This window comes from Pseudomonas sp. RGM 3321 (assembly GCF_022836805.1).
Classification (GTDB): Bacteria; Pseudomonadota; Gammaproteobacteria; order Pseudomonadales; family Pseudomonadaceae; genus Aquipseudomonas.
Genome location: NZ_JALHBH010000104.1, coordinates 34,801 through 60,708 on the forward strand (window position 1 = coordinate 34,801; position 25,908 = coordinate 60,708).

Annotated in this window: 24 protein-coding genes; 20 read left to right on the plus strand and 4 right to left on the minus strand. The window is 59.5% G+C overall.

Features of this window, described 5'->3' with window-relative positions; genetic code table 11:
- Window positions 1-167 precede the first annotated feature (167 nt).
- From RGM3321_RS10365 to RGM3321_RS10425, 13 genes are all read left to right on the plus strand, one after another.
- The gene (locus tag RGM3321_RS10365) at window positions 168-1,790 is read left to right on the plus strand and encodes a methyl-accepting chemotaxis protein (protein WP_244392979.1); all 1,623 of its coding nucleotides are present in this window, start codon (window positions 168-170) and stop codon (window positions 1,788-1,790) included.
- Window positions 1,791-1,798: 8 nt separating this feature from the next.
- Complete coding sequence (locus RGM3321_RS10370; protein WP_244392980.1) at window positions 1,799-2,335, plus strand: chemotaxis protein CheW; 537 nt, start codon at window positions 1,799-1,801, stop codon at window positions 2,333-2,335.
- The gene (locus tag RGM3321_RS10375; RefSeq protein ID WP_244392981.1) at window positions 2,332-3,612 is read left to right on the plus strand and encodes a protein-glutamate O-methyltransferase CheR; all 1,281 of its coding nucleotides are present in this window, start codon (window positions 2,332-2,334) and stop codon (window positions 3,610-3,612) included. Before RGM3321_RS10370 ends, RGM3321_RS10375 begins: the two co-directional genes overlap by 4 nt.
- On the plus strand, window positions 3,612-4,301 hold the full coding sequence (locus RGM3321_RS10380; RefSeq protein WP_244392982.1) for a chemotaxis protein CheW: 690 nt from the start codon (window positions 3,612-3,614) through the stop codon (window positions 4,299-4,301). Before RGM3321_RS10375 ends, RGM3321_RS10380 begins: the two co-directional genes overlap by 1 nt.
- Window positions 4,298-6,673, plus strand: coding sequence for a hybrid sensor histidine kinase/response regulator (locus tag RGM3321_RS10385; RefSeq protein ID WP_244392983.1), 2,376 nt, complete (start codon window positions 4,298-4,300; stop codon window positions 6,671-6,673). The genes RGM3321_RS10380 and RGM3321_RS10385 overlap by 4 nt, the downstream gene beginning before the upstream one ends.
- Window positions 6,670-7,680 carry a chemotaxis response regulator protein-glutamate methylesterase gene (locus tag RGM3321_RS10390; RefSeq protein WP_244392984.1) on the plus strand — a complete coding sequence of 337 codons (1,011 nt, stop codon included), beginning with the start codon at window positions 6,670-6,672 and terminating at the stop codon, window positions 7,678-7,680. Before RGM3321_RS10385 ends, RGM3321_RS10390 begins: the two co-directional genes overlap by 4 nt.
- A gap of 45 nt (window positions 7,681-7,725) precedes the next feature.
- A complete protein-coding gene (locus tag RGM3321_RS10395) occupies window positions 7,726-8,730 on the plus strand; it encodes a PleD family two-component system response regulator (protein WP_244392985.1) in 1,005 nt (334 codons plus the stop codon).
- Between the two features lie 117 nt (window positions 8,731-8,847).
- Window positions 8,848-9,943, plus strand: a protein-coding gene (gene prfB / locus RGM3321_RS10400) for a peptide chain release factor 2 (RefSeq protein WP_099259081.1) whose coding sequence is annotated in 2 segments (ribosomal slippage) — window positions 8,848-8,919 and window positions 8,921-9,943 — 1,095 coding nt in all. Because the reading frame shifts where the segments join, the coding sequence is not laid out codon by codon here.
- 69 nt (window positions 9,944-10,012) lie between these two features.
- The gene (gene lysS, locus RGM3321_RS10405; RefSeq protein ID WP_005732488.1) at window positions 10,013-11,515 is read left to right on the plus strand and encodes a lysine--tRNA ligase; all 1,503 of its coding nucleotides are present in this window, start codon (window positions 10,013-10,015) and stop codon (window positions 11,513-11,515) included.
- A gap of 77 nt (window positions 11,516-11,592) precedes the next feature.
- Window positions 11,593-12,318: a TetR family transcriptional regulator gene (locus RGM3321_RS10410; RefSeq protein WP_005778392.1), complete on the plus strand. Its 726-nt coding sequence runs from the start codon at window positions 11,593-11,595 to the stop codon at window positions 12,316-12,318.
- A gap of 90 nt (window positions 12,319-12,408) precedes the next feature.
- The gene (locus tag RGM3321_RS10415) at window positions 12,409-13,728 is read left to right on the plus strand and encodes a flavohemoglobin expression-modulating QEGLA motif protein (protein WP_177342336.1); all 1,320 of its coding nucleotides are present in this window, start codon (window positions 12,409-12,411) and stop codon (window positions 13,726-13,728) included.
- Window positions 13,729-13,931: 203 nt separating this feature from the next.
- Window positions 13,932-14,828 (plus strand): alpha/beta hydrolase, encoded by an 897-nt coding sequence (locus tag RGM3321_RS10420; protein ID WP_058399636.1) that lies wholly within the window; start codon window positions 13,932-13,934, stop codon window positions 14,826-14,828.
- Window positions 14,825-15,142: a hypothetical protein gene (locus RGM3321_RS10425; protein ID WP_244392986.1), complete on the plus strand. Its 318-nt coding sequence runs from the start codon at window positions 14,825-14,827 to the stop codon at window positions 15,140-15,142. The genes RGM3321_RS10420 and RGM3321_RS10425 overlap by 4 nt, the downstream gene beginning before the upstream one ends.
- Window positions 15,143-15,222: 80 nt before the next feature.
- On the opposite strand, the gene RGM3321_RS10430 is transcribed toward RGM3321_RS10425, so the two are convergent.
- A complete protein-coding gene (locus tag RGM3321_RS10430; protein ID WP_244392987.1) occupies window positions 15,223-16,005 on the minus strand; it encodes an OmpA family protein in 783 nt (260 codons plus the stop codon).
- 58 nt (window positions 16,006-16,063) lie between these two features.
- Window positions 16,064-16,477, minus strand: coding sequence for a DUF4398 domain-containing protein (locus tag RGM3321_RS10435; RefSeq protein WP_004657980.1), 414 nt, complete (start codon window positions 16,475-16,477; stop codon window positions 16,064-16,066).
- A gap of 380 nt (window positions 16,478-16,857) precedes the next feature.
- On the opposite strand from RGM3321_RS10435, the gene ppc reads away from it, so the two are divergent.
- From ppc to RGM3321_RS10465, 6 genes are all read left to right on the plus strand, one after another.
- The gene (ppc, locus tag RGM3321_RS10440; RefSeq protein WP_244392988.1) at window positions 16,858-19,494 is read left to right on the plus strand and encodes a phosphoenolpyruvate carboxylase; all 2,637 of its coding nucleotides are present in this window, start codon (window positions 16,858-16,860) and stop codon (window positions 19,492-19,494) included.
- A gap of 279 nt (window positions 19,495-19,773) precedes the next feature.
- A complete protein-coding gene (adk, locus tag RGM3321_RS10445; protein ID WP_002554752.1) occupies window positions 19,774-20,421 on the plus strand; it encodes an adenylate kinase in 648 nt (215 codons plus the stop codon).
- A 92-nt stretch (window positions 20,422-20,513) separates the two neighbouring features.
- Entirely contained in the window at window positions 20,514-21,188 is a 675-nt protein-coding gene (tsaB, locus tag RGM3321_RS10450; RefSeq protein WP_244392989.1) for a tRNA (adenosine(37)-N6)-threonylcarbamoyltransferase complex dimerization subunit type 1 TsaB, read from the plus strand.
- A 237-nt stretch (window positions 21,189-21,425) separates the two neighbouring features.
- The gene (locus RGM3321_RS10455) at window positions 21,426-21,737 is read left to right on the plus strand and encodes a hypothetical protein (protein WP_002554750.1); all 312 of its coding nucleotides are present in this window, start codon (window positions 21,426-21,428) and stop codon (window positions 21,735-21,737) included.
- A gap of 2 nt (window positions 21,738-21,739) precedes the next feature.
- The gene (locus RGM3321_RS10460) at window positions 21,740-22,603 is read left to right on the plus strand and encodes a DUF72 domain-containing protein (RefSeq protein WP_244393040.1); all 864 of its coding nucleotides are present in this window, start codon (window positions 21,740-21,742) and stop codon (window positions 22,601-22,603) included.
- Between the two features lie 133 nt (window positions 22,604-22,736).
- A complete protein-coding gene (locus tag RGM3321_RS10465; RefSeq protein ID WP_244392990.1) occupies window positions 22,737-23,426 on the plus strand; it encodes an extensin family protein in 690 nt (229 codons plus the stop codon).
- A gap of 35 nt (window positions 23,427-23,461) precedes the next feature.
- On the opposite strand, the gene RGM3321_RS10470 is transcribed toward RGM3321_RS10465, so the two are convergent.
- Window positions 23,462-24,085, minus strand: a complete 624-nt coding sequence (locus RGM3321_RS10470) for an energy transducer TonB (RefSeq protein ID WP_244392991.1) — start codon at window positions 24,083-24,085, stop codon at window positions 23,462-23,464.
- 96 nt (window positions 24,086-24,181) lie between these two features.
- On the opposite strand from RGM3321_RS10470, the gene RGM3321_RS10475 reads away from it, so the two are divergent.
- On the plus strand, window positions 24,182-24,991 hold the full coding sequence (locus tag RGM3321_RS10475) for a class I SAM-dependent methyltransferase (RefSeq protein WP_244392992.1): 810 nt from the start codon (window positions 24,182-24,184) through the stop codon (window positions 24,989-24,991).
- A gap of 71 nt (window positions 24,992-25,062) precedes the next feature.
- On the opposite strand, the gene RGM3321_RS10480 is transcribed toward RGM3321_RS10475, so the two are convergent.
- A complete protein-coding gene (locus RGM3321_RS10480) occupies window positions 25,063-25,752 on the minus strand; it encodes a DUF4197 domain-containing protein (RefSeq protein WP_002554745.1) in 690 nt (229 codons plus the stop codon).
- Between the last annotated feature and the right edge of the window lie 156 nt (window positions 25,753-25,908).

The window sequence follows — 25,908 nt, forward strand, 5'->3', positions numbered from 1 at the left end:
GCCGACAAGAAGGCAGGAAAGCGGGTTAATGAGCAGGGGCCGTGATTTGGTTTTTCATTCCCCGTGTACCCGTTGACGGCTGGGCTATACTCACGCCGCTTGGACCGCTCGTCGGTCCGCTTCTTGAACACGGCCCGATGCCGTCGTTGAACTCTTGAGGGCTGACTGTGAAGAACTGGACCTTGCGCCAACGGATTCTGGCGAGTTTCGCCGTCATCATCGCAATCATGCTGCTGATGGTCGTTGTATCTTATTCACGACTGTTGTCCATCGAGTCCAGCGAGGAAGATGTCCGTCTTGATGCGTTACCCGGTGTCTACTACAGCACGCTGGTGCGCAGTGCCTGGGGCGAGAGTTACATCCGCACGCTGGAGCTGATTGCCGAAGGGCAGGGGCGGCCGCTGACCAAGCAGGAAAAGGATCAGTTCAAGGGGTTTGAAGACGCCCTTCAGTCGCAGATGGACGGCTACAAGAAATCCATCTTCGATGACACGGACAGGGCCAGCTTCGCGGTATTCGAAAAGCGCCGCGAGGTCTATTCGCGCATGCTTGCCGATGTTCACGCCAAGTACGAACGCGGTGATTATGCGGGCGCTCGCGATGAGTTTTACAACGAGCTCAATCCGGTCTGGAGTGAGGGCCGCCTGCAGCTCAGAGACCTGATCGTTGCCAACAAGCAACTGGCTGACCAGTCCACCACCAATATCGTCAACGCTGTGCTGGGCGCCAAGATCAGCATGGTGCTCTCTCTGCTGATCGCGGTCATGGCGGCGGCTGCCTGCGGGCTGCTGCTGATGCGCTCGATCACCTCTCCGATGCAGATGATCGTGAGTATTCTGGACGTCATGCGCAAGGGCGATTTGAGTACCCGGCTGAACCTGTCGCGCAAGGACGAGTTCAATGCGGTCGAGACCGGCTTCAACGACATGGTCTCCGAGCTCACCGCGCTGGTGGCGCAGGCGCAGCGCTCTTCGGTACAGGTCACGACCTCGGTCACCGAAATCGCTGCAACGTCCCGCCAGCAGCAGGCTACCGCCACCGAGACCGCGGCAACCACCACCGAGATCGGTGCCACGTCGCGGGAAATCGCCGCCACTTCGCGGGACCTGGTGCGGACCATGACCGAAGTCACCTCGGCGGCAGACCAGGCGTCGGTGCTCGCCGGCTCCGGTCAGCAGGGCCTGGCACGCATGGAAGACACCATGCATCAGGTGATGGGCGCTGCCAATCTGGTCAACGCCAAGCTGGCGATCCTCAACGAGAAGGCCGGCAACATCAATCAGGTCGTCGTCACCATCGTCAAGGTCGCCGACCAGACCAACCTGCTGTCGCTCAATGCCGCCATCGAGGCCGAGAAGGCCGGTGAGTACGGTCGCGGGTTCGCAGTAGTGGCCACCGAGGTGCGTCGCCTGGCTGACCAGACTGCCGTTGCCACTTATGACATCGAGCAGATGGTGCGCGAAATCCAGTCGGCGGTGTCTGCTGGTGTGATGGGCATGGACAAGTTTTCCGAGGAGGTGCGCCGCGGCATGTTCGAGGTCACTCAGGTCGGCGAGCAGTTGTCGCAAATCATTCAGCAAGTACAGGCGTTGGCGCCCCGTGTGTTGATGGTCAATGAAGGTATGCAGGCTCAGGCTACCGGTGCCGAGCAGATCAATCAGGCACTGGTGCAGTTGGCGGATGCCAGCAGCCAGACCGTCGAGTCTCTGCGTCAAGCCAGTTTCGCCATCGACGAGTTGAGTCAGGTCGCGGTCGGGCTGCGCGGTGGCGTTTCGCGATTCAAGGTCTGAACACTCCAATGACGGATCAATCGCCGAGGCGCAACGGCACGCCACTGACCACCAGTAAACTCTTTCTGCTGTTTTGCATCGGCGAAGACCGCTATGCGCTGGACGCGAAAGAGATCGCTGAAATCCTGCCTCGGGTGAAACTCAAGGCAATTGCCCAGGCTCCTCACTGGGTGGCGGGGATCTTTGCCCATCGCGGCGAGATCGTGCCGGTGATTGACATCAGTGCGCTGAACTCCGGTCAATCAGCGCGCTTGCGCACCAGCACGCGAATGGTTCTGGTGCATTATCGGCACGACGACACGCACCCAGCGCAGTTGCTCGGGCTGATTCTGGAGCAGGCCACCGAAACGCTGCGTTGCCCGGTGTCACAGTTCAAGGCGTACGGGCTGGACAATCGCCTGTCACCTTACCTGGGGCCGGTTCGGGAGGATGAGCAGGGGCTGCTGCAATGGATTCACGTTCAGGAGCTGTTGAGCGAGCCGGTTCGCGAGTTGTTGTACCCGGTGCCGCCAATCGACCTCGAACTGCTTGAGGACGCGCCATGAAGGTCGACGATTCACGCTTCTTCAGCTTCCTCAAGGAGCGTATCGGGCTGGATGTGACCTCGGTCGGCGAGGCGATCATCGAGCGTGCCTTGCGTCAGCGTGCGACGGCCGCCCATTGCCCCGACAGTGATGCGTATTGGCACCTTCTGGTGTCGTCGCCTCAAGAACAGCAGGCGCTGATCGAGGCGGTGATCGTTCCCGAAACCTGGTTTTTTCGCTACCCGGAATCGTTCGTCACACTGGGCATGCTGGCCCGTGAACGTATAGCCAGTCTTGCCGGTGCGCGCCCGTTGCGCATTCTCAGCCTGCCGTGCTCGACCGGCGAGGAACCCTATTCGATTGCCATGGCGTTATTCGATGCGGGGGTGGATGCCAGGCAGTTCAAGGTCGGTGCCATTGATATCAGTCCTGTCTCGATTGCCAAGGCCGAGCACGGCATCTATGGCAAGAACTCGTTCCGGGGCAGTGACACCAGTTTTCGCGAGCGGTATTTCAACCCGGTCGCTGACGGGTTTGAAATTGCCGACAGTGTGCGCGCTTGTGTGAGTTTTCAGGCTGGCAACCTGCTCGATCCGAAACTGGCTTCGCAGGTCGCGTATGACATCGTTTTCTGCCGCAACCTGGTGATCTATTTTGATCGGCAGACCCAGCAACATGTGTTCAAGGTCCTCAAGCAGCTGACCCGCGAAGACGGCCTGCTGTTCATCGGACCGGCGGAGGGCAACCTGCTGGCAGGTATCGGCATGCGTTCGATCGGTATTGCGCAATCATTTGCCTTTCGGCACGCGTCAGTCGAGCCGACAGCTCCGGCTCAGATTTCGGCGCCTTTAGCCGCGCCGGTTGCACCGCGCCCGGTCCTCGATGCACCAGCCAGAACGCCTGCGCCACGACCTGCCGCACGAACGTCAGCAGCATTTGCGCCCATCGTCAAGCCTGCTGCTGTCACTGGCAATGGCGAGGTTTCGGCGCTGCTCGACAGGATTGCCGGCCTGGCCAACGAAGGCAAAAGTGCCGAGGCGCGGGCTGCCTGCGAGCGCTATCTGCAACAGTATGAGCCGGTTGCACAGGTATTTTACTGGCTGGGCCTGCTCAGCGAAGTAGAAGGCAACGTGGCGCAGGCTCAGGGTTTCTATCGCAAGGCGTTGTACCTGCAACCGCAGCATTCCGAATCGCTGGCCCAACTGGCGGCGTTGCTGGCCGCCCAGGGTGACAGTACCGGGGCCCGGCGCTTGCAGGACCGCGCTGCACGTGGCGCGAATAAACAAGGAAACCATTGATGACGGGCGTGTCCGGTTTTTCCAGTCTTACCCATGACCAAGCCCTGGATATCGATGACTGCTGGAACCGTATCGGTATTCACGGTGATCGTTCCTGCCCGTTGCTTGAAGAGCACATCCACTGCCGCAACTGCGCGGTTTATTCCGCGGCGGCCACCCGTCTGCTGGACCGCTACGCGCTGGCCCAGGAGTCGCATGAGCAGTTTCAGGGCTCTGTGTTGCTGCGCGACATCAAGACCCGCTCCATTCTGGTATTCCGTCTTGGTGAAGAATGGCTGGGGCTGGCCTCCCGCTGTCTCTCGGAGGTCGCCCCCAATCAGACCATCCATTCGCTGCCGCACCAGCGCTCGCGTGCGATGCTGGGTGTCGCCAACGTACGGGGTGCTCTGGTAGCGTGCATATCGCTGGTCGAGCTGCTAGGGCTCGACAGCAATGCAGCGAGTACCCAGTCGGCACGGGTGGTGCCGCGCATGTTGATCGTTGCCGCTGAAGGCGGCCCGGTCGTGGTGCCGGTGGACGAGGTCGACGGCATTCACGCCATTGACGAGCGTGAGCTGGAGGCCGCTTCTGCTTCCGGTACTCATGCCAACGCCCGTTTTACTCGCGGCGTTCTGCAATGGAAAGGCCGCAGCCTGCGTTGGCTGGACGAAAAAGAGTTGTTGTCGGCGGTGCACCGGAGCCTTACATGACGCCAGATCAAATGCGTGACGCCTCGCTGTTTGAACTGTTTACGCTGGAAGCCGATGCGCAGACCCAGGTATTGAGTGCGGGCCTGCTGGCGCTTGAGCGTAACCCAACCCAGGCGGATCAGCTGGAAGCCTGCATGCGGGCGGCACATTCGCTCAAGGGCGCGGCGCGCATTGTCGGCGTCGATTTTGGTGTGAGCGTCGCGCATGTGATGGAAGACTGTCTGGTCAGCGCCCAGGAAGGCCGTCTATTGCTGCAGGCCGAGCACATTGATGCTCTGCTGTCCGGCACTGACCTGTTGATGCGTATCGCTACGCCTGGCGGTAACAGCGTCGGTCAGCCCGATATCGACAGTTATGTTGAACGGCTCAACGCGCTGCTGGCGTCCGGTGCAGGCGCAGCGCGCACGGTCAACATGCCGCTGCTGGACCCGGCCTCGGATGCATTGCTGGCCAGCGCGATGCAGCAGCTTGAGTCTTCCGTCCAAGGGGCTGAGCCAGTAATCAACTCTGTCCCTGATCCGCTGACAGCAGAGTCGCGTCCGCCATCCAGGCCCGCCGCCACGTCGGCTCCGGAACCGGAAGCACCTTTTACTCCCTTGCGTGAACGTCGAGTGGCCGAGGGCGGTGAGCGTGTGCTGCGGGTCACCGCCGAACGTTTGAACGGGCTGCTGGACATGTCCAGCAAATCGCTGGTCGAGACCCAGCGACTCAAGCCGCTGCTGGCCGGTATGCAGCGCCTCAAGCGCCTGCAAAGCAGCAGCGATCGCGCGCTTGAAGTGTTGGGTGCGAGCTTTGGCGAAGAAGGCCCCCCTGCTGATGTGCAAAAAGCCCTGGAAGATGCGCGCAATCTGTTGTCCCAGGCGCAACAGGTGCTGGTCCACCAAACCGCCGAGCTGGATGAGTTCGGCTGGCAGTCTGCGCAGCGCGCGCAGCTGCTGTATGACACCGCACTGGCCTGCCGCATGCGGCCCTTCGCCGATGTGCTGAACGGTCAGGCGCGCATGGTCCGCGATCTGGGGCGTGAGCTGGGTAAACAGGTGCGTCTGCAGATCGAAGGGGAGAAGACCCAGGTCGACCGCGATGTACTGGAAAAGCTTGACGCGCCGTTGACCCATCTGTTGCGCAATGCGGTAGACCACGGTATCGAATCCCCCGAGAAACGCATCGCGTCCGGCAAGGATCCTGAAGGCCTGATTCGGCTCCAGGCTTCGCATCAGGCCGGTTTGCTGGTGGTCGAGTTGAGCGATGACGGTGGCGGTGTAGACCTTGAGCGTTTGCGCCAGAGCATTGTTGAACGCAAGCTTTCGCCGGCAGAAACCGCCGCGCAGTTGAGTGAGGAGGAACTGCTGAGTTTTCTGTTTCTGCCGGGGTTCAGCATGCGCGACAAGGTCACTCAGATTTCCGGTCGTGGTGTCGGTCTTGATGCTGTGCAGCATATGGTTCGCCAGATGCATGGCAGTGTCGAGCTGCAGCAATGGACGGGCGAGGGCAGTCGCTTCAGGATTGAAATGCCGCTGACGCTTTCAGTGGTGCGCAGCCTGGTGGTGGAAGTGGGCGGAGAAGCCTATGCCTTTCCTCTGGCCCATATCGAGCGTATGCGCGATTTGCAGCCGGATGATATTTTGCAACTGGAAGGGCGTCAGCACTTCTGGGATGAAGAGCGCCATGTCGGTCTGGTTTCGGCCAGTCAGTTATTGAATCGGCCGCTCGCCCAGAATGCCGGCGAAGCCCTCAAGGTAGTGGTTATTCGTGAGCGTGATGCAGTTTATGGGGTAGCCGTCGAACGCTTCATTGGTGAGCGTACGCTAGTAGTGATGCCACTCGACGCGCGCCTTGGCAAGGTTCAGGACGTTTCGGCAGGGGCCTTGCTCGATGACGGTTCGGTGGTGTTGATCGTTGATGTAGAGGACATGCTGCGCTCGGTGGAAAAACTTCTGAATACCGGGCGCCTGGAACGCATTGACCGGCGCAACCGTCAGGTCGACCATGTGTCGCGCAAGCGGGTTCTCGTGGTTGATGACTCTTTGACTGTTCGTGAACTGGAACGCAAGCTACTGGCCGGTCGCGGTTACGAAGTATCGGTTGCCGTGGACGGGATGGACGGCTGGAACGTCCTGCGTGCCGGGGACTTCGATCTGCTCATCACCGACATCGACATGCCCCGTATGGATGGTATAGAACTGGTGACGCTGCTGCGCCGTGATACCCGCTTGCAGTCATTACCGGTCATGGTCGTTTCCTACAAGGATCGCGAAGAAGACCGACGCCGCGGCCTGGACGCCGGAGCAGATTATTACCTGGCCAAAGCGAGTTTTCACGATGATGCCTTGCTCGACGCTGTTGTCGAATTGATAGGAGACGCGCAAGGATGAAGATTGCCATCGTTAACGACATGCCCATGGCCATCGAAGCCCTGCGTCGCGCGCTGGCCTTCGAGCCCGCGCACCAGATCATATGGGTGGCGTCCAATGGTGCCGACGCCGTGCAGCGCTGCGTCGAGCAGACCCCGGACCTGATCCTGATGGACCTGATCATGCCGGTGATGGATGGCGTAGAGGCCACCCGCCGGATCATGGCCGAAACACCTTGCGCTATCGTCATCGTGACCGTTGACCGCGAGCAGAATATGCGCCGCGTATTCGAAGCGATGGGGCACGGTGCACTGGATGTGGTGGACACGCCTGCCATCGGCGGCCCGAACCCCAAAGAGGCGGCGGCACCGCTGCTGCGCAAGATACTCAATATCGACTGGCTGATCGGTCAGCGTGTCGGCCGCGAGCGCGTGGTAGCTGCGCCGAGATCGGAGCCCGCGAGGCGCGACAGGCTCGTTGCCATCGGCTCCTCGGCTGGCGGGCCTGCGGCGCTGGAGATCCTCCTGAAGGGGCTTCCAGCGAGCTTTCCGGCAGCCATCGTCCTTGTGCAGCATGTTGATCAGGTATTCGCGGCCGGTATGGCAGAGTGGTTGAGTTCCGCCTCCGGCCTGCCCGTACGGTTGGCAAAGGAAGGCGAAACGCCACAGCCTGGGGTGGTGCTGCTGGCCGGAACCAATCATCATATTCGTTTGCTCAAGGACGGTACGCTGGCGTATACCGCAGAGCCGGTGAATGAAGTTTACAGGCCTTCGATCGATGTGTTTTTCGAGAGCGTAACCCGTTATTGGAGTGGTGAGGCATGCGGCGTTCTACTGACCGGCATGGGACGCGATGGTGCGCAGGGACTCAAGGCAATGCGGGAGCGAGGTTTTCTGACCATCGCCCAGGATCAGGCCAGTTCTGCTGTGTATGGCATGCCCAAAGCGGCTGCAGCCATTGATGCTGCTGTTGAGATCCGTCCGCTGTCCGCCATTGCCCCTCGATTGGTCGAGGTATTTACTCAATGACTGTTCAGGTGCATTCACCCGTGGTCGGCGATCAGGAGAAACATCATGCATGACCTGCAGACGGACGAGATCAAGGCACCGGATGAAAACACCGCCATGGTGCTTCTGGTTGATGATCAGGCCATGATTGGCGAGGCTGTCCGGCGTGGCCTGGCTGGCCACGAATCGATCGACTTCCACTTTTGCGCCGACCCGCATCAGGCAATTGCCCAGGCCGTGCAGATCAAGCCGACGGTGATTCTTCAGGATCTGGTCATGCCGGGTCTGGACGGTCTGACGCTGGTTCGCGAGTACCGCAGCAACCCGTTGACCCGCGATATCCCGATCATCGTGTTGTCCACCAAGGAAGACCCGCTGATAAAGAGCGCCGCGTTTTCGGCCGGGGCCAACGATTATCTGGTCAAACTGCCGGACAACATCGAGCTGGTGGCGCGCATTCGCTATCACTCACGCTCCTACATGACGCTGCTGCAGCGTGACGAGGCCTATCGTGCCCTGCGAGTCAGCCAGCAGCAGTTGCTCGACACCAATCTGGTGCTGCAACGCCTGATGAACTCCGATGGCCTGACGGGACTGTCCAACCGCCGCCATTTCGATGAGTACCTGGAGCTGGAGTGGCGGCGTGCCACTCGCGATCAGTCGCAGTTGTCGCTGCTGATGATCGATGTCGACTACTTCAAGGCTTACAACGACAATTTCGGGCACCTGGAGGGCGACGAGGCCCTGCGTCAGGTGGCGAAAGCCATCCGCAACAGTTGCAGTCGCCCGTCGGACTTGCCGGCGCGCTACGGCGGCGAGGAGTTTGCCATGGTCCTGCCCAATACTTCTCCAGGCGGGGCGCGTCTGCTGGCTGAAAAACTGCGTCAGAGCGTGTCAGGCATGAATATCCCACATATCGCTCCAACCCCCGGGTCCAGCCTGACCGTAAGTATTGGTGTCGCTACCGTGACGCCGCAGGTCGGGATGCACAGTCGCCAGCTGATTCTGGATGCCGACAAGGGGCTTTATCTGGCCAAGAATAACGGACGCAATCAGGTCGCGGCAGGCTGACGCCGCCAGTGACCGGTAAAATAGGCCTCACAACGCCTGTTCGACGGGCTGCTTTCGTGGCCTTGCCTGGGGTATACTCGTCGGCTTTGAAAATTTCGCCTGCGAGTGCTGCCTACCATGGAAATCAACCCGATCCTAAACAGCATCAAGGATTTGTCCGAGCGCTCCGAAACCATTCGGGGGTATCTTTGACTACGATCACAAACATGATCGTCTGACCGAAGTCAACCGCGAGCTCGAAGATCCAAACGTCTGGAACAACCCGACCTACGCCCAGGAACTGGGGCGTGAGCGCTCTCTGCTGGCGCAGATCGTAGAAACCCTGGACGAAATGTCCTCGGGTCTGGCCGATGCCAAAGACCTGTTGCTGATGTCTGCCGAAGAAGAAGACCAGGCCGCCGTCGATGACGTCGCTGCCGAAGTCGAGCGCCTGCGCGAATCGCTGGAAAAGCTCGAGTTCCGCCGCATGTTCAGTGGCGAGATGGACCCTAACAACGCTTACCTGGACATCCAGGCCGGTTCCGGCGGCACTGAAGCGCAGGACTGGGCCAACATCCTGCTGCGCATGTACCTGCGCTGGGCTGACAAGCGCGGTTTCGACGCCACCATCATGGAGCTGTCTGCCGGTGAAGTCGCTGGTATCAAGGGCGCTACCGTGCACATCAAGGGTGAATACGCCTTTGGTTGGCTGCGTACCGAGATCGGCGTTCACCGTCTGGTGCGCAAAAGCCCGTTTGACTCCGGCAACCGTCGCCACACCTCGTTCTCGGCCGTGTTCGTTTCGCCGGAAATCGATGACAACATCGAAATCGACATCAACCCGTCGGACCTGCGCATCGATACCTACCGCTCCTCCGGTGCCGGTGGTCAGCACGTAAACACCACAGACTCGGCGGTACGTATCACCCACGTCCCGACCAATACCGTGGTCAGCTGCCAGAACGAACGTTCCCAGCATGCGAACAAGGACACCGCCATGAAAATGCTGCGGGCCCGTTTGTATGAGCAGGAAGTGCAGAAGCGCAACGCAGCGTCCCAGGCGCTCGAAGACACCAAGTCCGATATCGGCTGGGGTCATCAGATTCGTTCCTATGTACTGGACGCCTCGCGTATCAAGGACCTGCGGACCAACATCGAACGCAGCGACTGCGACAAGGTGCTTGATGGCGATATCGACGAATACCTGATCGCGAGCCTCAAGCAAGGGCTGTAAACCGTCAGCCGACACCTCAAGCCCCTCGTCGCAAGACGAGGGCGAACCTGTGATGGAATATTTAAAGACATGAGCGACCAACAACTCGACCCGCAAGCCCTGCAACAGGAAGAAAACACCCTGATCGCCCTGCGCAAGGAAAAGCTTGCTGCAGGCCGTGCCAAAGGTCAGGCCTTCCCCAACGACTTCCGCCGCGACAGCTACTGCAACGACCTGCAGAAACAGTACGTCGACAAAACCAAGGAAGAACTGGCAGAGGCAGCGATTCCGGTCAAGGTTGCCGGTCGCATCATGCTCAACCGTGGCTCGTTCATGGTGATCCAGGACATGACCGGGCGCATCCAGGTCTATGTCAACCGCAAGACCCTGCCTGAAGAAACCCTGGCTGAAGTGAAAACCTGGGACCTGGGCGACATCATTGCTGCCGAAGGCACCCTGGCACGCTCCGGCAAGGGCGACCTGTACGTCGAGATGACCACCGTTCGCCTGCTGACCAAGTCGCTGCGTCCGCTGCCCGACAAGCACCATGGCCTGACCGACACCGAACAGCGCTATCGCCAGCGTTACGTCGACCTGATCGTCAACGAAGACGTGCGCGAAACCTTCCGTGTGCGCTCGCAGGTTATCGCGCACATCCGCAGCTTCCTGATGAAGCGCGACTTCCTTGAAGTCGAAACGCCGATGTTGCAGACCATTCCCGGCGGTGCGGCAGCCAAGCCGTTCGAAACCCACCACAACGCGCTGGACATGGAAATGTTCCTGCGCATTGCGCCGGAGCTGTACCTCAAGCGTCTGGTGGTCGGTGGTTTCGAGAAAGTCTTCGAGATCAACCGCAACTTCCGTAACGAGGGCGTTTCGACCCGGCACAACCCCGAGTTCACCATGCTCGAGTTCTACCAGGCCTACGCTGATTACGAAGACAACATGGACCTGACCGAGGAGCTGTTCCGCGAACTGGCTCAACTGGTTCTGGGCACCACCGACGTGCCTTACGGCGACAAGGTGTTCCACTTCGGCGAACCGTTTGTGCGCCTGTCGGTGTTCGACTCGATCCTCAAGTACAACCCGGATCTGACCGCTGCCGATCTGCAGGACGTCGACAAGGCACGTGCCATCGCCAAAAAGGCCGGTGCCAAGGTGCTCGGCTTCGAAGGCCTGGGCAAATTGCAGGTAATGATTTTCGAAGAGCTGGTCGAGCACAAGCTGGAACAGCCGCACTTCATCACTCAGTACCCGTTCGAAGTGTCTCCGCTGGCTCGTCGCAACGACGAAAACCCGAGCGTAACCGACCGTTTCGAGTTGTTCATCGGCGGCCGTGAAATCGCCAACGCCTATTCCGAGCTCAACGACGCCGAGGATCAGGCCGAACGCTTCCAGGCTCAGGTGGCCGACAAGGATGCCGGTGACGACGAAGCCATGCACTACGACGCCGACTTTGTGCGTGCGCTGGAATACGGCATGCCGCCCACTGCGGGCGAGGGGATCGGCATCGACCGGTTGGTGATGCTGCTCACCGACTCGCCTTCGATCCGCGACGTCATTCTGTTCCCGCACATGCGCCCGCAAGCGTAATCAATGAAAAAACAGCCGCCTTCAATGGGCGGCTTTTTTTTAGGTGTTTTTCAGGACGATGTAAAAAGGAAGCTGTCGTGACGATTGCCAGAGAAGGGGCCGCCGGAGTAGCGAGCGCGGTGGCCAAAAGTGTCAAGTATCAAGGCCGCAAGGCGGCCCGCGAAGGCAGTGAACAACGCAGGCAGGTCATTCTCGATGCGGCCATGCGTATCGTGGTGCGCGACGGCGTGCGCGCTGTACGTCATCGCGCAGTGGCCGCTGAGGCCAGCGTACCGTTGTCGGCAACCACCTATTACTTCAAGGACATCGATGACCTGCTGACCGATGCCTTCGCCCAGTATGTACAGCGCAGTGCCGATTATCTGGCGCGGCTTTGGCAGAACACCGAAGGTATTCTGCGTGAGATGATGAGCCGTAGTTCGGGTAGCCCGACCGATCGATTTCGGCTGGCTGACGATATTGCGCGTATGGTGATGGAGCATATCCGGCATCAATTGCTGACCCGGCGCGACTACCTGATTGCTGAACAGGCGTTCTACCACGAAGCGCTGATCAACCCGCGTCTGACCCCTCTGGTGATGGCCCATCAGGAAATTCTGCTACAGGGCAGTTGTCAGTTCTTTCAGGTGATTGGTTCGTTGCAGCCCTATCAGGACGCTCAGGTGTTGACGGGTCTTATCCGGCGCATTGAGTATCAAGGCCTGCTGCATGGCCCACAGCGTCAGGCGGACGAAGAAATGCTCTGTATTCTGACCCGGCAGATGCGTCTGGTTCTGGGGACGCCGCAGCCGGTTCGAGGGTGACTATACTTCGTTCGACGTGCTCTGGGTCGGCGGTTCAGACGGCTTGACGACCCTGCCAATTTCGATATTTTCCAGCGGTGGCGTGTTTTCATGCCGCCGAGCAGTAGCGAAACAGCCAGCCAAGGAGTACCGGTGGACGAGTATCAACAGACTATTCGTGCGTTATCGGATCGGATCGTCGTTGCACAGACGCCGATTCGCATTCTGGATGCAGTTAAATGGGATGAGACAGTCCGCAAGGAGTTTCTGGCCGCCAAGGGCAAGGCGCTTCCTGCCGTGGACCGTGCCTATTACGAAAACCGCCCGCTGGGCTTCGATTCGGTTGCCTTGAAGCAAGAGTTTCAGAACATCGAGCGGGATGTCACGCGTCAACTGGGGCAGTTCAACCCGGTCGGGCAGATCATGCGCCGCATGTGCCGTGAGTACCGCATGGTGGTGCGTATGCTTGAAGCGCGTGGCACCCCTGACTTCGGACTGATCTCGCAGGAACTGTATGGCGCTGCGTCCGATGCCTTTCACGCCGGTGACCCGACGCTGGCCGATCTGGGCCTGATGCTCTCGGATTACCTGAACAACATCGCCGGGCGTGGTGATCTTAAGGACGAGCCGAAAACCCTCACGGCCAAGGATGCTGTTTCGCTGCTGCAATCGCGTTTGAACCGTGTTTTCGGTGAGGCCGAGGAAACCATCCGGGTGTTCGAGTCCGACGGTATCGTCGCCGACGCGGCTGCCGGTGCCGACTACATCAAGATCCGTACCGACGCAATGTTCAACGAGCGGGATGTACGGGCACTGGAGGTTCACGAGGGGCTGGTACACGTCGGCACCACGTTGAACGGACAAAACCAGCCGATCTGTACGTTCCTGTCCAAAGGTCCGCCTTCATCGACGGTGACTCAGGAAGGCCTGGCGATTCTCATGGAAGTCATCGCCTTTGCCTCCTACCCCAGCCGTTTGCGCAAGCTGACCAATCGTACCCGTGCCATTCACATGGCCGAGCAGGGTGCTGATTTTCTGCAGGTGTTCGAGTTCTACCGCGAGCAGGGCTTCGGCATGTCGGAGAGCTACGGCAACGCCAGTCGCGTATTCCGCGGCTCGGTGCCCAACGGCTTGCCGTTCACTAAAGACCTGTCCTATCTGAAAGGCTTCATCATGGTCTACAACTACATTCAGCTGGCCGTGCGCAAGGGCAAGCTCGAACAGGTGCCGCTGCTGTTCTGCGGCAAGACCACGCTGGAAGACATGCGCAGCCTGCGCCAACTGGTTGATGAAGGGCTGGTGGTGGCACCCAAATACCTGCCTGAGCAGTTCCGTGACATGAACGCGCTATCGGCCTGGATGTGCTTCTCCAACTTCCTCAACCACCTGAGCCTGGACCGTATCGAAGCGGACTACTCGAATATTTTGTAGGCATCGACCGTCGCTGTACGCCAGCCTGTTTTTGACTCTGGCCGAAGGCCGTAGGAGCGAACTTGTTCGCGAAGGAGAGGTACATTCTCCGAAAGCTCATGATTATGCCTATCGGCCAATGCTCGCGGAACATGGGAACGAGAATCTGAGTCTCGCGCCAGCACGGCAGTGATGTGGCGATGAAAACAACAAGGAACCCTCATTTGAAACTGCTCGGCATCTTCACCCTGTTCCTCGCACTCACCGGTTGCAGTTCGATGCTGTTCTACCCCGAGCAAGGTGTTCCGTTCACACCCGACAAGGCGCGCCTGCAGTATCAGGATGTGAACCTCACCGCCGCCGATGGTACGCGCTTGCATGGCTGGTGGCTGCCCGCGAAAGAAGGTGTACCGGTCAAGGGTACGGTGCTGCATCTGCATGGCAACGGCGGCAACCTGTCCTGGCATCTTGGCGGCGTCTGGTGGTTGCCCGAGCAGGGTTATCAGGTGCTGATGGTGGATTACCGCGGTTATGGCGAGTCGCAGGGCGAGCCGAGCCTGCCGGCGGTCTATCAGGATGTTCAGGCCGCTTTCGACTGGTTGAACACTGCACCGCAAGTGCAAGGCAAACCCCTTGTGGTTCTGGGGCAAAGCATTGGTGGAGCGCTGGCGGTGCATTACCTGTCAGAACACCCGCAGGAGCGCTCGCGGCTCAAGGCGTTGGTGCTGGACAGCGTGCCGGCCAGCTACCGCAGCGTCGCGCGAAACTCGCTGAGCAAGTCGTGGCTGACCTGGCCGTTGAAGACACCCTTGTCCTGGCTGATCCCGGAAGCGGACAGTGCCGTCAACGGCCTGCCACGATTGGCCGGCACACCGATGCTGATCTTTCACAGCATGGACGACACACTGGTGCCGCTCGCCAACGGTATCGAGCTGTACAAGGCCGCGCCTCCACCGCGGGTATTGCAATTGACCCGTGGCGAGCACGTACAGACGTTCGCAGACCCTCTCTGGCGTCAGGTGATGCTGCGCTATCTGGACGACCCGACGCATTTCAACGGCCTGCGTCGCCTTGCGCAAGTGCCCAACTATCCGACACCTGCTACACCGCCAGCGCCATGAGTCGCGAGCGTAACGTCAACGGCATGATCCTCAGCGCTGTCGGTGCAGTCATCGGCACCGTCGGCTGCCTGTGGTTTTACGGCTATCTGCATTTTGCGAAGCCTGAAGATGCGCTATTGCTCAGTGAGTTCACCCTGCTCAAGACCGTGCCTGGCGAGGACTACAAGATCGCCGCGACGCCAGCGGTCGAGGTGGCGCAATGCGTTGATGGCGTGCTGGTGCTGTTCGACACGTCGCGAAAGGGCTTGTCGGGCGTGTTGATCGATGACCGCAGGCAAGCGGTTCGGTGCGTCGGCCAGCAGACGCCACAGTAATAAAACAGCGATAAAATTTTCGGCATTAAAAAGCCCCGCCTGTATGCGCAGGCGGGGCTTCAGTGCAGCGGCTCGGTCGCTTATTTCATCGACGAGCGCGGTGCAACAGGCTGGTTGTCGTTGGAGATAGTAACTTCCACACGACGGTTCATGGCACGGCCCGAGTTGCTGGTATTGTCAGCAACCGGATATTCCTTGCCGTAGCCCATGGTCACAACGCGCGCTGGATCTACACCCATGCGTACCAGTGCCATGCGAACCGAATTGGCGCGGCGCTCGGACAGCGACTGGTTGTAGGAAGCAGAACCTGTGCTGTCGGTGTAGCCTTCAACGATCACTTTGCGATCAGAGTTTTCCTGAAGGAAAGCCGCCAGCTTGCCGATGTCGCCTTGAGCGGTCGGCTTCAGATCGGCCTTGTTGTAGTCAAACAGCACGTCACCGAAAGTCACCAACGTACCGCGTTCGGTCTGCTTGGCGTTCAGGCTGTTTTTCAGCGCAGCGATCTGAGCGTCACGAGCTTCCAGGCGTGCCTTGGCGCGATCGGCAGAAGCGTTCTGCAAAGCAGCTTCGGAGGTGCGCAGGGCAATGGTCTGCTTGGCCAGTTCTACGCGCTGGTTGGTCAGGTAAGACAGTTGGTCAACTTTCTTGACGTCATCATCGTTACGGAAAGCCTGTTCTGCCTTGGCCAGCCATTCGCTGGCGTCCTTGGTTTCAAGCGCCGCGACTTTAGTGGCTTCCGGGTTGGTTTGCAGCGCGGTGAAGTTGCTGCGAGCCTGTTCCAGATTAGGGTTTGGCTTGGTTGCACAGGCTGCCAGGGCAACACTCATGGCCAGCAGAGCAGGGATCATCAATTGTTTACGCATAATATTGTCGTCCTTTAATCAGTTACGAATTCATGAAAACAGAAAGGGTTCAGGGCAATCACTGCACCTGACGCAGACCTTCTTCACGGAGTTCGTTGACGCCCTGACGAGCATCCTGCACAGCCTTGGCAGCCTTGGCGGCCTGAGATTTGCGTTCTGCTACACGAGCGTCCCACTCGGCTTGTTCAGCCAGACGGCGAGCTTCGTCGTACTTGTGATCCTGCATGGCCAGATCAGCTTCTTTGAGCTTGTCCTGAGCCGACTTCATTTCCACCGCTGCGAATTCGGTACCGCCAGCGCTGACAGCACTGTTGACGGCCGATTGCGAAACCGCATATTGCTCGGATGGCGGGTTACCTGCGCAACCGGCGAGGATAAAGGTACTACCGAGCGCCAGCGCAGCCAGCTTGAGACCGCGCAGGCCTTTGAACTTGGTTTTGGCAGTTAAGGTGTTCATGGTGATCAACTCCATTGTCTGACTCCGAACGTGGTTATCCATGACAGTTGTTGCATCAAGTCCGGGCATGAGGTCGTACAACCGCCTGCTGCCTTTCGGGCTTTCCTGTAATGGTTAAAGGCTCCGACCTGCGCGGTTTTTGAATAGTTCAGATAAATATCTACTGAGTGGTCAGGAATTTTCAGGGGGCTTCAGGAAGCGGTTAGTATGTTCATCGACATGTGAGCGGACGTCGCAGCAGGATTAATCAGGCGTTGAGGTGCGGCTTTTTGTTGAACCATTTGTCCAATTGCAGGCTTTTGGTGCACTGTTGGCAATGCGGATTTGAATTCACGTACGCCCGCGCTGTTTTGCGGGTACGCAACTGAGCCCAGACAAAAACCGGGAGAGGAACGATGGCCGATATCGATGCGCGTCTGCGCGAAGACGTTCACCTGCTGGGTGAGCTGTTGGGTAACACGATTCGTGAGCAGCGAGGCGCTGAATTCCTCGACAAGATCGAACGTATTCGCAAGGGTGCCAAGGCGGGCAGGCGCGGTTCTGCAGAAGGTGCCGAGCAACTCAGCGCCAGTGTCGACGGGCTGGGCGATGATGAACTCCTGCCGGTGGCCCGTGCTTTCAATCAGTTTCTCAACTTGGCCAATATTGCCGAGCAGTATCAGCTCATGCACCGTCGTGACGATACCCAGCCTCTGCCGTTTGAGTCGCGGGTGCTGCCCGAGCTGCTTGACCGCCTGAAAACGGAGGGTCACACGCCTGATGCCCTGGCGCGCCAGTTGAGCAAGCTGGAAATCGAACTGGTGCTGACGGCTCACCCCACCGAAGTGGCACGCCGCACGCTCATTCAGAAATACGACGCCATCGCTGCGCAGTTGGCCGCGCTCGATCATCGCGACCTCAACAGCACTGAGCGCGCACAGATTACCTCGCGCTTGCAGCGTCTGATCGCCGAGGCGTGGCATACCGAAGAGATCCGGCGTATCCGGCCCACGCCGGTTGATGAGGCCAAATGGGGTTTTGCGGTCATTGAGCACTCGCTCTGGCACGCCATTCCGAATTACCTGCGCAAGGCTGACCATGCATTGCACACAGCGACCGGCCTGCATTTGCCTCTGGAAGCCGCGCCGATCCGCTTTGCCTCGTGGATGGGCGGAGACCGTGACGGCAACCCGAATGTTACGGCTGCGGTTACCCGTGAAGTGTTGTTGCTGGCGCGCTGGATGGCGGCTGACCTGTATTTGCGTGATGTGGACAACCTGGCCGCAGAGCTGTCGATGCAACAGGCCAGCGACGCCTTGCGGGCCAGCGTCGGTGACAGTGCCGAGCCTTATCGGGCAGAACTCAAGCGTCTGCGCGAGCGCCTGCGCGCGACGCGCAATTGGGCCAATGCCTCATTGAGCGAGACCTTGCCTGCGCCTGAAGCGGTGCTGCGAGACAACCGCGAGCTGCTGGACCCGCTGCTGCTGTGCTTCCAGTCGCTGCATGAGTGCGGCATGGGCGTGATTGCCGACGGGCCGCTTCTGGATTGCCTGCGCCGTGCCGTCACGTTCGGCCTGTTTCTGGTGCGCCTTGATGTCCGCCAGGACTCCAGTCGCCACTGTGCGGCGATGACTGAAATTACCGATTATCTGGGGTTGGGTCGCTACGAGGAGTGGGACGAGCAGACCCGCATCGACTTTCTGTTGCGCGAACTGAACAACCGCAGACCGTTGCTGCCAAGCTACTTCAAACCGGCAGCCGACACCGCAGAAGTGCTGGCAACCTGCAGGGTAGTGGCGGCAGCTCCGGCAGCTTCGCTGGGCTCTTACGTCATTTCGATGGCAGGTTCGGCATCCGACGTGCTGGCCGTGCAGTTGCTGCTCAAGGAGTCCGGGCTGCAACGGCCGATGCGTGTGGTGCCGTTGTTCGAGACCCTGGCTGACCTGGATAACGCCGGGCCGGTGATCGAGACGCTGCTCGGCTTGCCAGGCTATCGTTCGCGTCTGCACGGCCCGCAGGAAGTCATGATCGGTTATTCCGACTCGGCCAAGGACGCGGGTACTACGGCGGCGGCCTGGGCCCAGTACCGCGCGCAGGAAAAGCTGGTGGAGATCTGTCGCGAGCAACAGGTCGAATTGCTGCTGTTCCACGGTCGCGGCGGTACGGTTGGTCGTGGTGGCGGCCCCGCGCATGCGGCGATTCTGTCGCAGCCGCCAGGTTCGGTAGCCGGGCGCTTCCGGACCACCGAGCAAGGGGAAATGATTCGTTTCAAATTCGGCCTGCCGGACATCGCCGAACAGAACCTCAATCTCTATCTGGCAGCGGTGCTGGAAGCGACCCTGCTACCGCCACCGCCTCCGCAACCGGCGTGGCGGACAATGATGGACCAGATGGCCGCTGACGGGGTCAGTGCCTATCGCGCGGTAGTGCGCGAGAACCCTGAGTTCGTCGAGTATTTCCGTCAGGCAACGCCCGAGCAGGAACTGGGGCGCTTACCCCTCGGCAGTCGCCCGGCCAAGCGCCGCGAAGGTGGCGTGGAAAGCCTGCGTGCCATTCCGTGGATCTTCGCCTGGACGCAGACGCGTCTGATGCTGCCCGCCTGGCTGGGTTGGGAAGCTGCATTGAGCAAGGCCCTGGAGCGCGGCGAAGGCGAGGTGCTGGCTCAGATGCGCGAACAGTGGCCGTTCTTCAGAACCCGCATCGACATGCTGGAAATGGTCCTCGCCAAAGCCGATTCGGACATTGCCCGACTCTATGACGAGCGTCTGGTCAGTGCTGAGCTGCAACATTTGGGCGCACATTTACGCGACCTATTGTCGCAGGCGTGCAATGTGGTTCTGGGGTTGACCGGGCAGACGCAACTGCTGGCGCACAGTCCTGAAACGCTGGAATTCATCAGTCTGCGCAACACCTACCTTGACCCGTTGCATTTGCTTCAGGCAGAGCTGCTGTCGCGCTCGCGTAATCGTGAAGCCAGTCTGGACAGCCCTCTGGAACTGGCGCTGCTGGTGTCTGTAGCGGGGATCGCTGCCGGTCTGCGTAACACCGGTTGAACAGGCGCATTACTTTAATTGCCGGGCCGTTTTGGCCCGGCATTGGCAAGACCGGGTTTGCAGGCTGGCCTGCCGGAAACGTTGATACAGATCACGCCGCTCGACAATCGGGGCGCGCAAGCCGGTGCGCACGCGGTTAATGCGACTTTTGGCGGCTTGTGCGGCCTCGGTCGGCTGTGTATCTTGATCAGCCTTTCGGCCTGTTGGCCTGATTATTTTTAGATTGGCCCCCGAGGCGAATCCGTTGATTTCACTATAAAAATTTTGAGGAGCATGACGATGCGCGTGATTCTGCTAGGAGCTCCCGGGGCCGGTAAAGGTACTCAGGCAAAATTCATCACTGAAAAGTTCGGCATCCCGCAGGTTTCGACAGGCGACATGCTGCGCGCTGCAGTCAAGGCTGAAACCGAGCTTGGCCTGAAGGCCAAGAGCGTCATGGACTCGGGTGGTCTGGTTTCCGATGACCTGATCATTGGTCTGATCAAGGATCGTCTGGCCCAGCCGGATTGTGCGAACGGCGTTCTGTTCGACGGCTTCCCGCGCACCATTCCTCAGGCCGAAGCCCTGTTGAAAGCAGGTCTGGAAATCGACCACGTGCTGGAAATCGCCGTTGATGACGAAGAAATCGTCAAGCGCATGTCGGGCCGCCGGGTTCACGAAGGGTCTGGTCGCATCTATCACACCATCTTCAACCCGCCGAAAGTCGAGGGTATCGATGATGTGACTGGCGAGCCGCTGCTGCAGCGCAAGGACGACGTCGAAGAGACCGTGCGCCATCGCCTGTCGGTCTACCATGCCCAGACCAAGCCGCTGGTCGAGTTCTACAGCAAGCTGGAGGCGAAGGATGGCAAGCCCAAGTGCAGCCATATTCCTGGCGTCGGCTCGGTTGAAGAGATCACCGCAAAAGTACTGGAAGCCCTGAAGTAAGACTTTCAGTCTGGACAATAAATGGCCCGCTTGCGGGCCATTTGTCATTTATACTGCTGCACTTTTTCACCCTGACCATGACGGAAACACCGATGACCACCTTGCTGGCCCTGGATACCGCCACTGAAGCCTGCTCGGTCGCCTTGCTGCACGACGGCAAAGTGCTGAGCCACTACGAGGTGATCCCGCGCCTGCATGCCCAGCGGCTGCTGCCGATGATCAAGAACCTGCTGGCCGAGGCGGGCATTGCGATGTCGGCGCTGGATGCCATCGCGTTTGGACGCGGCCCTGGCGCTTTCACCGGCGTGCGCATTGCCATTGGCGTCGTGCAAGGCCTGGCGTTCGCGCTGGAGCGCCCGGTATTGCCTGTTTCCAATCTTGCCGTGCTGGCCCAGCGTGCCTTTCGTGAGCATGGCGTGTCCCAGGTGGCATCGGCCATTGATGCGCGCATGGATGAGGTGTATTGGGGTTGCTATCACGAGACCGCCGGGGAGATGCGTCTGCTCGGCAACGAGGCGGTCATGGCGCCCGAATTGGCGACGCTTCCTGCGCACGCCAGTGGACAATGGTTTGGTGCCGGTACTGGCTGGGGCTATGCCGAGCGTATTTCGGTCAGTCTGGCCGGTCATGACGCAGGCATGCTCCCCCATGCGCAGGACCTGCTGACGCTGGCGTCCTTCGCCTGGGCGCGTGGCGAAGCCCTGCCGGCCGACGACGCCCAGCCGGTCTACCTGCGCGACAAGGTTGCAACGCCCAAAGCGCGTTGATGTTATTGGCTTCAAGGCACGCCACAGTGTTCTGCTGTCATGCCTGTCCACGTCATGCTATTCCGTCTATAGCTGGAAAAATATCAGTTCGCCATCTACCGTTTATCGTCTGAATGGTCTTTAATCTCATTTGGCGAAAACAATTTGCAATATGTGTGGTCTAGTTATCGTTAAGCAATTTGCGAACTACAAGGCAGTAACGCTAAATTGCCACTATCGACGCCGAGTATATAATCGATGCGCATAGACGGAACCTCATCACGCTCTTACCCCATCAAACGAAAGCCGCAGAAAACGCCTTCGACCGTTGAAGGCTCTTTCGAGGAAGTCGTAGTTGACGCCGAGTTGCCGCCGCCTCCGGCGCAGGCTCGTCGCGATGCGGGTGATTCACCGATTGGCAGCACTGCCAACGTGCCTGCGCGTCCGCAAGACATCATTTTCCCGCGCTCCATGAGCTCTCGTGTCGCTCACGCGCTGGCCAGTTACCTGACCACCGCCAGCTTTGTCGATTGGGACCTTGAAGTATCGGGGCTCGACCTTCACGTTTGACTGTGTCTCGCCTGCCTTACTACCTCGGTTGTCCGTCATGGAGTGAAAACGCCTGGCGCAATTCGCTGTATCCCGAAGATGCCCGTTCGAATGATTTCCTGAATCTCTACACTCAGGTATTCAACGCTGTCGAAGGCAACACCACATTTTACGCCCGTCCCGCCGCCACTACAGTGCAGCGCTGGGCAGAAACGATGCCCGACGATTTTCGTTTCACCGCCAAATTCCATAAAGACATCAGTCATAACGGCGACCTCCGTGAGCAGGTGAGCGCCGCTGAGGAATTCATCCGTCTGCTTGCGCCTCTGGGCAGGCGTATTGCGCCGTTCTGGCTGCAGTTGCCAGCCAGCTTTACACCGCAGCGTCTGGCCGAGCTGGCCGGTTTTCTTGATGAACTCAATGTGCCGCTCGCCGTAGAAGTGCGCAACATGGCGTTTTTCATGAAGGGTGATGAAGAGCGCATGCTCAATCGCCTGCTGCTGGATCGAGGCGTCGAGCGCATCTGTCTCGACTCCCGGGCATTGTTCAGCTGTGTCTCGAGCGAGCCCGCAGTCCTGCACGCCCAATCGAAAAAGCCCAAGGTGCCGCCTCGTCCGGCTGCGCTGACGCTGTTTCCCCAGGTCCGTTTCATCGGCGGCCCGGACCTGGAGGCCAATGATCAGTTTTTGGTGCAGTGGGTGGAAAAGGTCGCCGTGTGGATCGAAGAGGGGCGCACGCCTTATGTCTTCCTGCACACCCCTGACAACATCAGGGCTGCCGAGCAGGCCATGCGCTTTCACCAGCAACTGATGGCGCGATTGCCTGGCTTGCCGGCATTGTTCGAGCTGGATCGCGGGCCTCAGGTGGAACAGTTGGGCTTGCTCTGAGGTCTTCCAGGTGTGGGCTGACAGAGCCCGACCTTGTGGAGAGCCCGCTTATGGATTCGCAACTGCGCTTTTTGCTTGCCATTTACAAACCCTTCGTCAAATTCACCCCTGTTGTCTGGGGCATCGGCTGAGCATGCGTGTGCTGCTGGTATTCCTGCTGATCTGTGCAATGGGGACGTTCGCAGTCTGGCGCGGCTGGATCGATGTGCCTGCGCGCTGGAACCCCTGGGCGCCGCTGGATGTGCGGGCCGCACCCAACTTCCTGACGTCTTACAAACTGTCGCGGTTGCAGAACGACCCTGCGCTGTGCGAAAAGGTGCTGAGTACGTCCGGGCTGCGTTTCAGTCGTCAGGCCGATAGTGAGCCTTCTGCTCGCTGCCCTCTGGAGAATACCCTGCGCATTCAGGGCGGCGACGTGGCGCTGAGCAGCAGCTTCCTGGCCAGTTGCCCATTGGCGGTGGCCTATGCGCTGTTCGATGTCCACACCTTGCAGCCCGCTGCCCAAGCGGTTTTCGGCCAGCGGGTAGCCCGGATAGATCACCTGGGCAGCTTTGCCTGCCGTAACATCTACAACCGCGCCAACAGCCGCCTCAGTCAGCACGCGACCGCCAATGCGCTGGATATGGCAGGCTTTCGCCTCGCAGACGGTCAGCGCATCGGGGTTCTCAAGGATTGGAACGACGAAGGGGACAAGGGGCGTTTTCTGAGGCTGTTACGTGACGGCGCCTGCAAAAACTTCAGTACGGTGCTCGGGCCTGAGTACAACGCGGCGCATCGCGATCATTTTCACGTCGACATGGGGCGCTGGTCGGTGTGTAGGTAGCGAGCCTGTAAGCTGCCGGCAAGAGCGTTCGGGGCTTATGCCGCCATCCGCAGGTTTTGCAGGATCAGCGGGCGAGCCCAGCCGTTCTCGTAGTCGAACTGGCGTTGTTGGGCAGCAATGGTCTGTTCATCCAGGGGCAGGGCAGGCTTGTCGGCCAGTTCCCATTCGAATTCGGCGATTGGCAGGTGCAATGGGCGCGGTTGAGGGCCGGGGCCCGGGTTGACGCTGTCGCTATAAGGGTTCAGAACGGTGGGGCGTACCCAGTGGCTCTCGAATTCCAGATGACGTTGCTGTTCGATGAGTTCAGCCATGCTGAAGGGCTCGGCAGGCGGTGGTAGCAAGTCAATGTCGAACTCGGCAATCGGTAGGAACAGCGGCTCAGGTGGCTTGACCTCGGTGTCGGTGACCGGGCAGGCACGTTGCTCGACAATCTTGCTCAGGGTTTTTGCGCCAGCGACCGGTTCGCCTGTTTCAACATCCACTTCAACGGCCGTCGGGTGCACCGGCACTGGAGTGCTTTCACTGACCTGATCCGCCATCGCCCGGGCAAATGCATCCGACCACAGCTGCGTCACACCACCCAGTGTGCGGCTGTTGCGAACGCTAAAGTCGCCTGAGTGCGACAAATAGCCGATGGATGATTGAACAATCTCTGACATAGCGATCAGTACTGGCCTTGGGTCTGGCAAAATGCCGGATACTTGGTTATCGGCAGACTTTGCCGATCATTAACAATTTTTGAGTGTGTGGACGTAATGATTGAGCAGCAAGCAGGCAGTCGTATTCGGGTCGAAGCGCTGACGGTCGCAGGGCAGGAGCAGGCGGCGCACTGGGCGCAGCGTCTGGGCTTGCCGTTGCACGACGCGGAAGCTGATTTTGCCTTGCAATCAACCGACGATGGCCTGCAATTGCAGCAGTTGGGCGACGATGCGCCTGGCGCTGTGCGAGTTGATTTTGTCGAGGGTGCTGTCGCACATCGTCGCCTGTTTGGCGGTGGGACGGGGCAAATGATTGCCAAGGCCGTCGGTATTCAGCCAGGCATTCGCCCCAGTGTGCTGGATGCCACGGCAGGTTTGGGCAAGGACGCGTTCGTGCTGGCGAGTCTTGGTTGCGAGCTGAGCCTGATCGAGCGTCAGCCGATTATTGCTGCACTGCTGGAAGACGGTCTGGCACGCGGACGCGATGATCGTGACGTGGGTTCGATCGTTGCGCGGATGCACCTGTTGACCGGCAACTCCATTGAAATCATTCGCGGCTGGACAGCTGAGCCGCCGCAGGTCATTTACCTCGACCCGATGTTCCCGCATCGGGAAAAAACCGCCCTGGTCAAAAAGGAAATGCGCCTGTTCCGGCCTCTGGTCGGCGATGACATGGATGCACCTGCATTGCTGGAAGCGGCTCTTGCGCTTGCCACCCACCGTGTTGTGGTCAAACGCCCGCGCAAGGCCCCGTGCATTGACGGGCCCAAGCCAGGTTATGCGCTGGATGGAAAATCCAGCCGCTACGACATCTATCCGAAGAAGGCCTTGAAGCCTAAGGCAGTCACAGACGATTGCGGTGCATAGCGCCTGTAGCGTCGACGGCCTGAGCCCGAATCAAACGCAGATGCGCCCGTGAATACAGGCGCACCCTGCGCTCAAAGCGCGCCAAATACCTTCTTCGCCAAGCCGGTAGCGGCTGCTGCCGGGTTGGCGCGAATACTTTCTTCCTGTTTTGCAATCATCTCGAACAGCCCGTTCAGCGCTTGTTCGGTCACGTAGCTTTCAAGGTTGGCATTTTTGCTGTCCAGCGCGCCAAATGCCGCCGCTTTACCAGCGAATGCATTGTACTTCTGTGCCAGACCGACTTGATCGGTAGATTTCTTGACGATAGGCAGGAATTTGGCACGGATCTGTTCGCGGCTGGTGCTGTTGAGGTACTGGGTTGCCGAGTCCTTCCCGCCGCTTAAAATGGCCTTGGCGTCGGTCACGCTCATCTTTTTCACTGCGTCTACCAACAACGCTTGAGCCTGAGGCACTGCAGCTTCGGCGGCCTGGTTCATGCTGGTTTCCAGCTGATCGACCTGAGCACCCATGCCGAGCATTTTCATTTTTTTCGCAACCTGACCGAGTTTGCCTGGCAGCTCGATACGCACCGCTTCATTCTTGCTGAAACCGCCGGGAACACCGAGCTGTTTGACCGCGACCTGTGCGCCTTGGGTCAGCGCGTCTTTGAGGCCACCGGTCGCATCCGATTGCGAGAGGTCGTTCAGCGAAAGGGCGAAGACGTTGGCCGACAGCAGTAGACCGGCGCATAGACCAGCGAAGGTGAACGAAAAGCGAGGCATGAGAGCGTCCTTGTGAGAAATGGGTACGGGATCAAGCGTATCAGGAACTTGCTGTATCCACCCGAAGCCCGAAAAGAAACAGTGCTGTTTAGTGCCGATGGAAATGATGCGGTGCGCAGCAACAAAAACAAAAACGGCGCGTTGAAAACGCGCCGT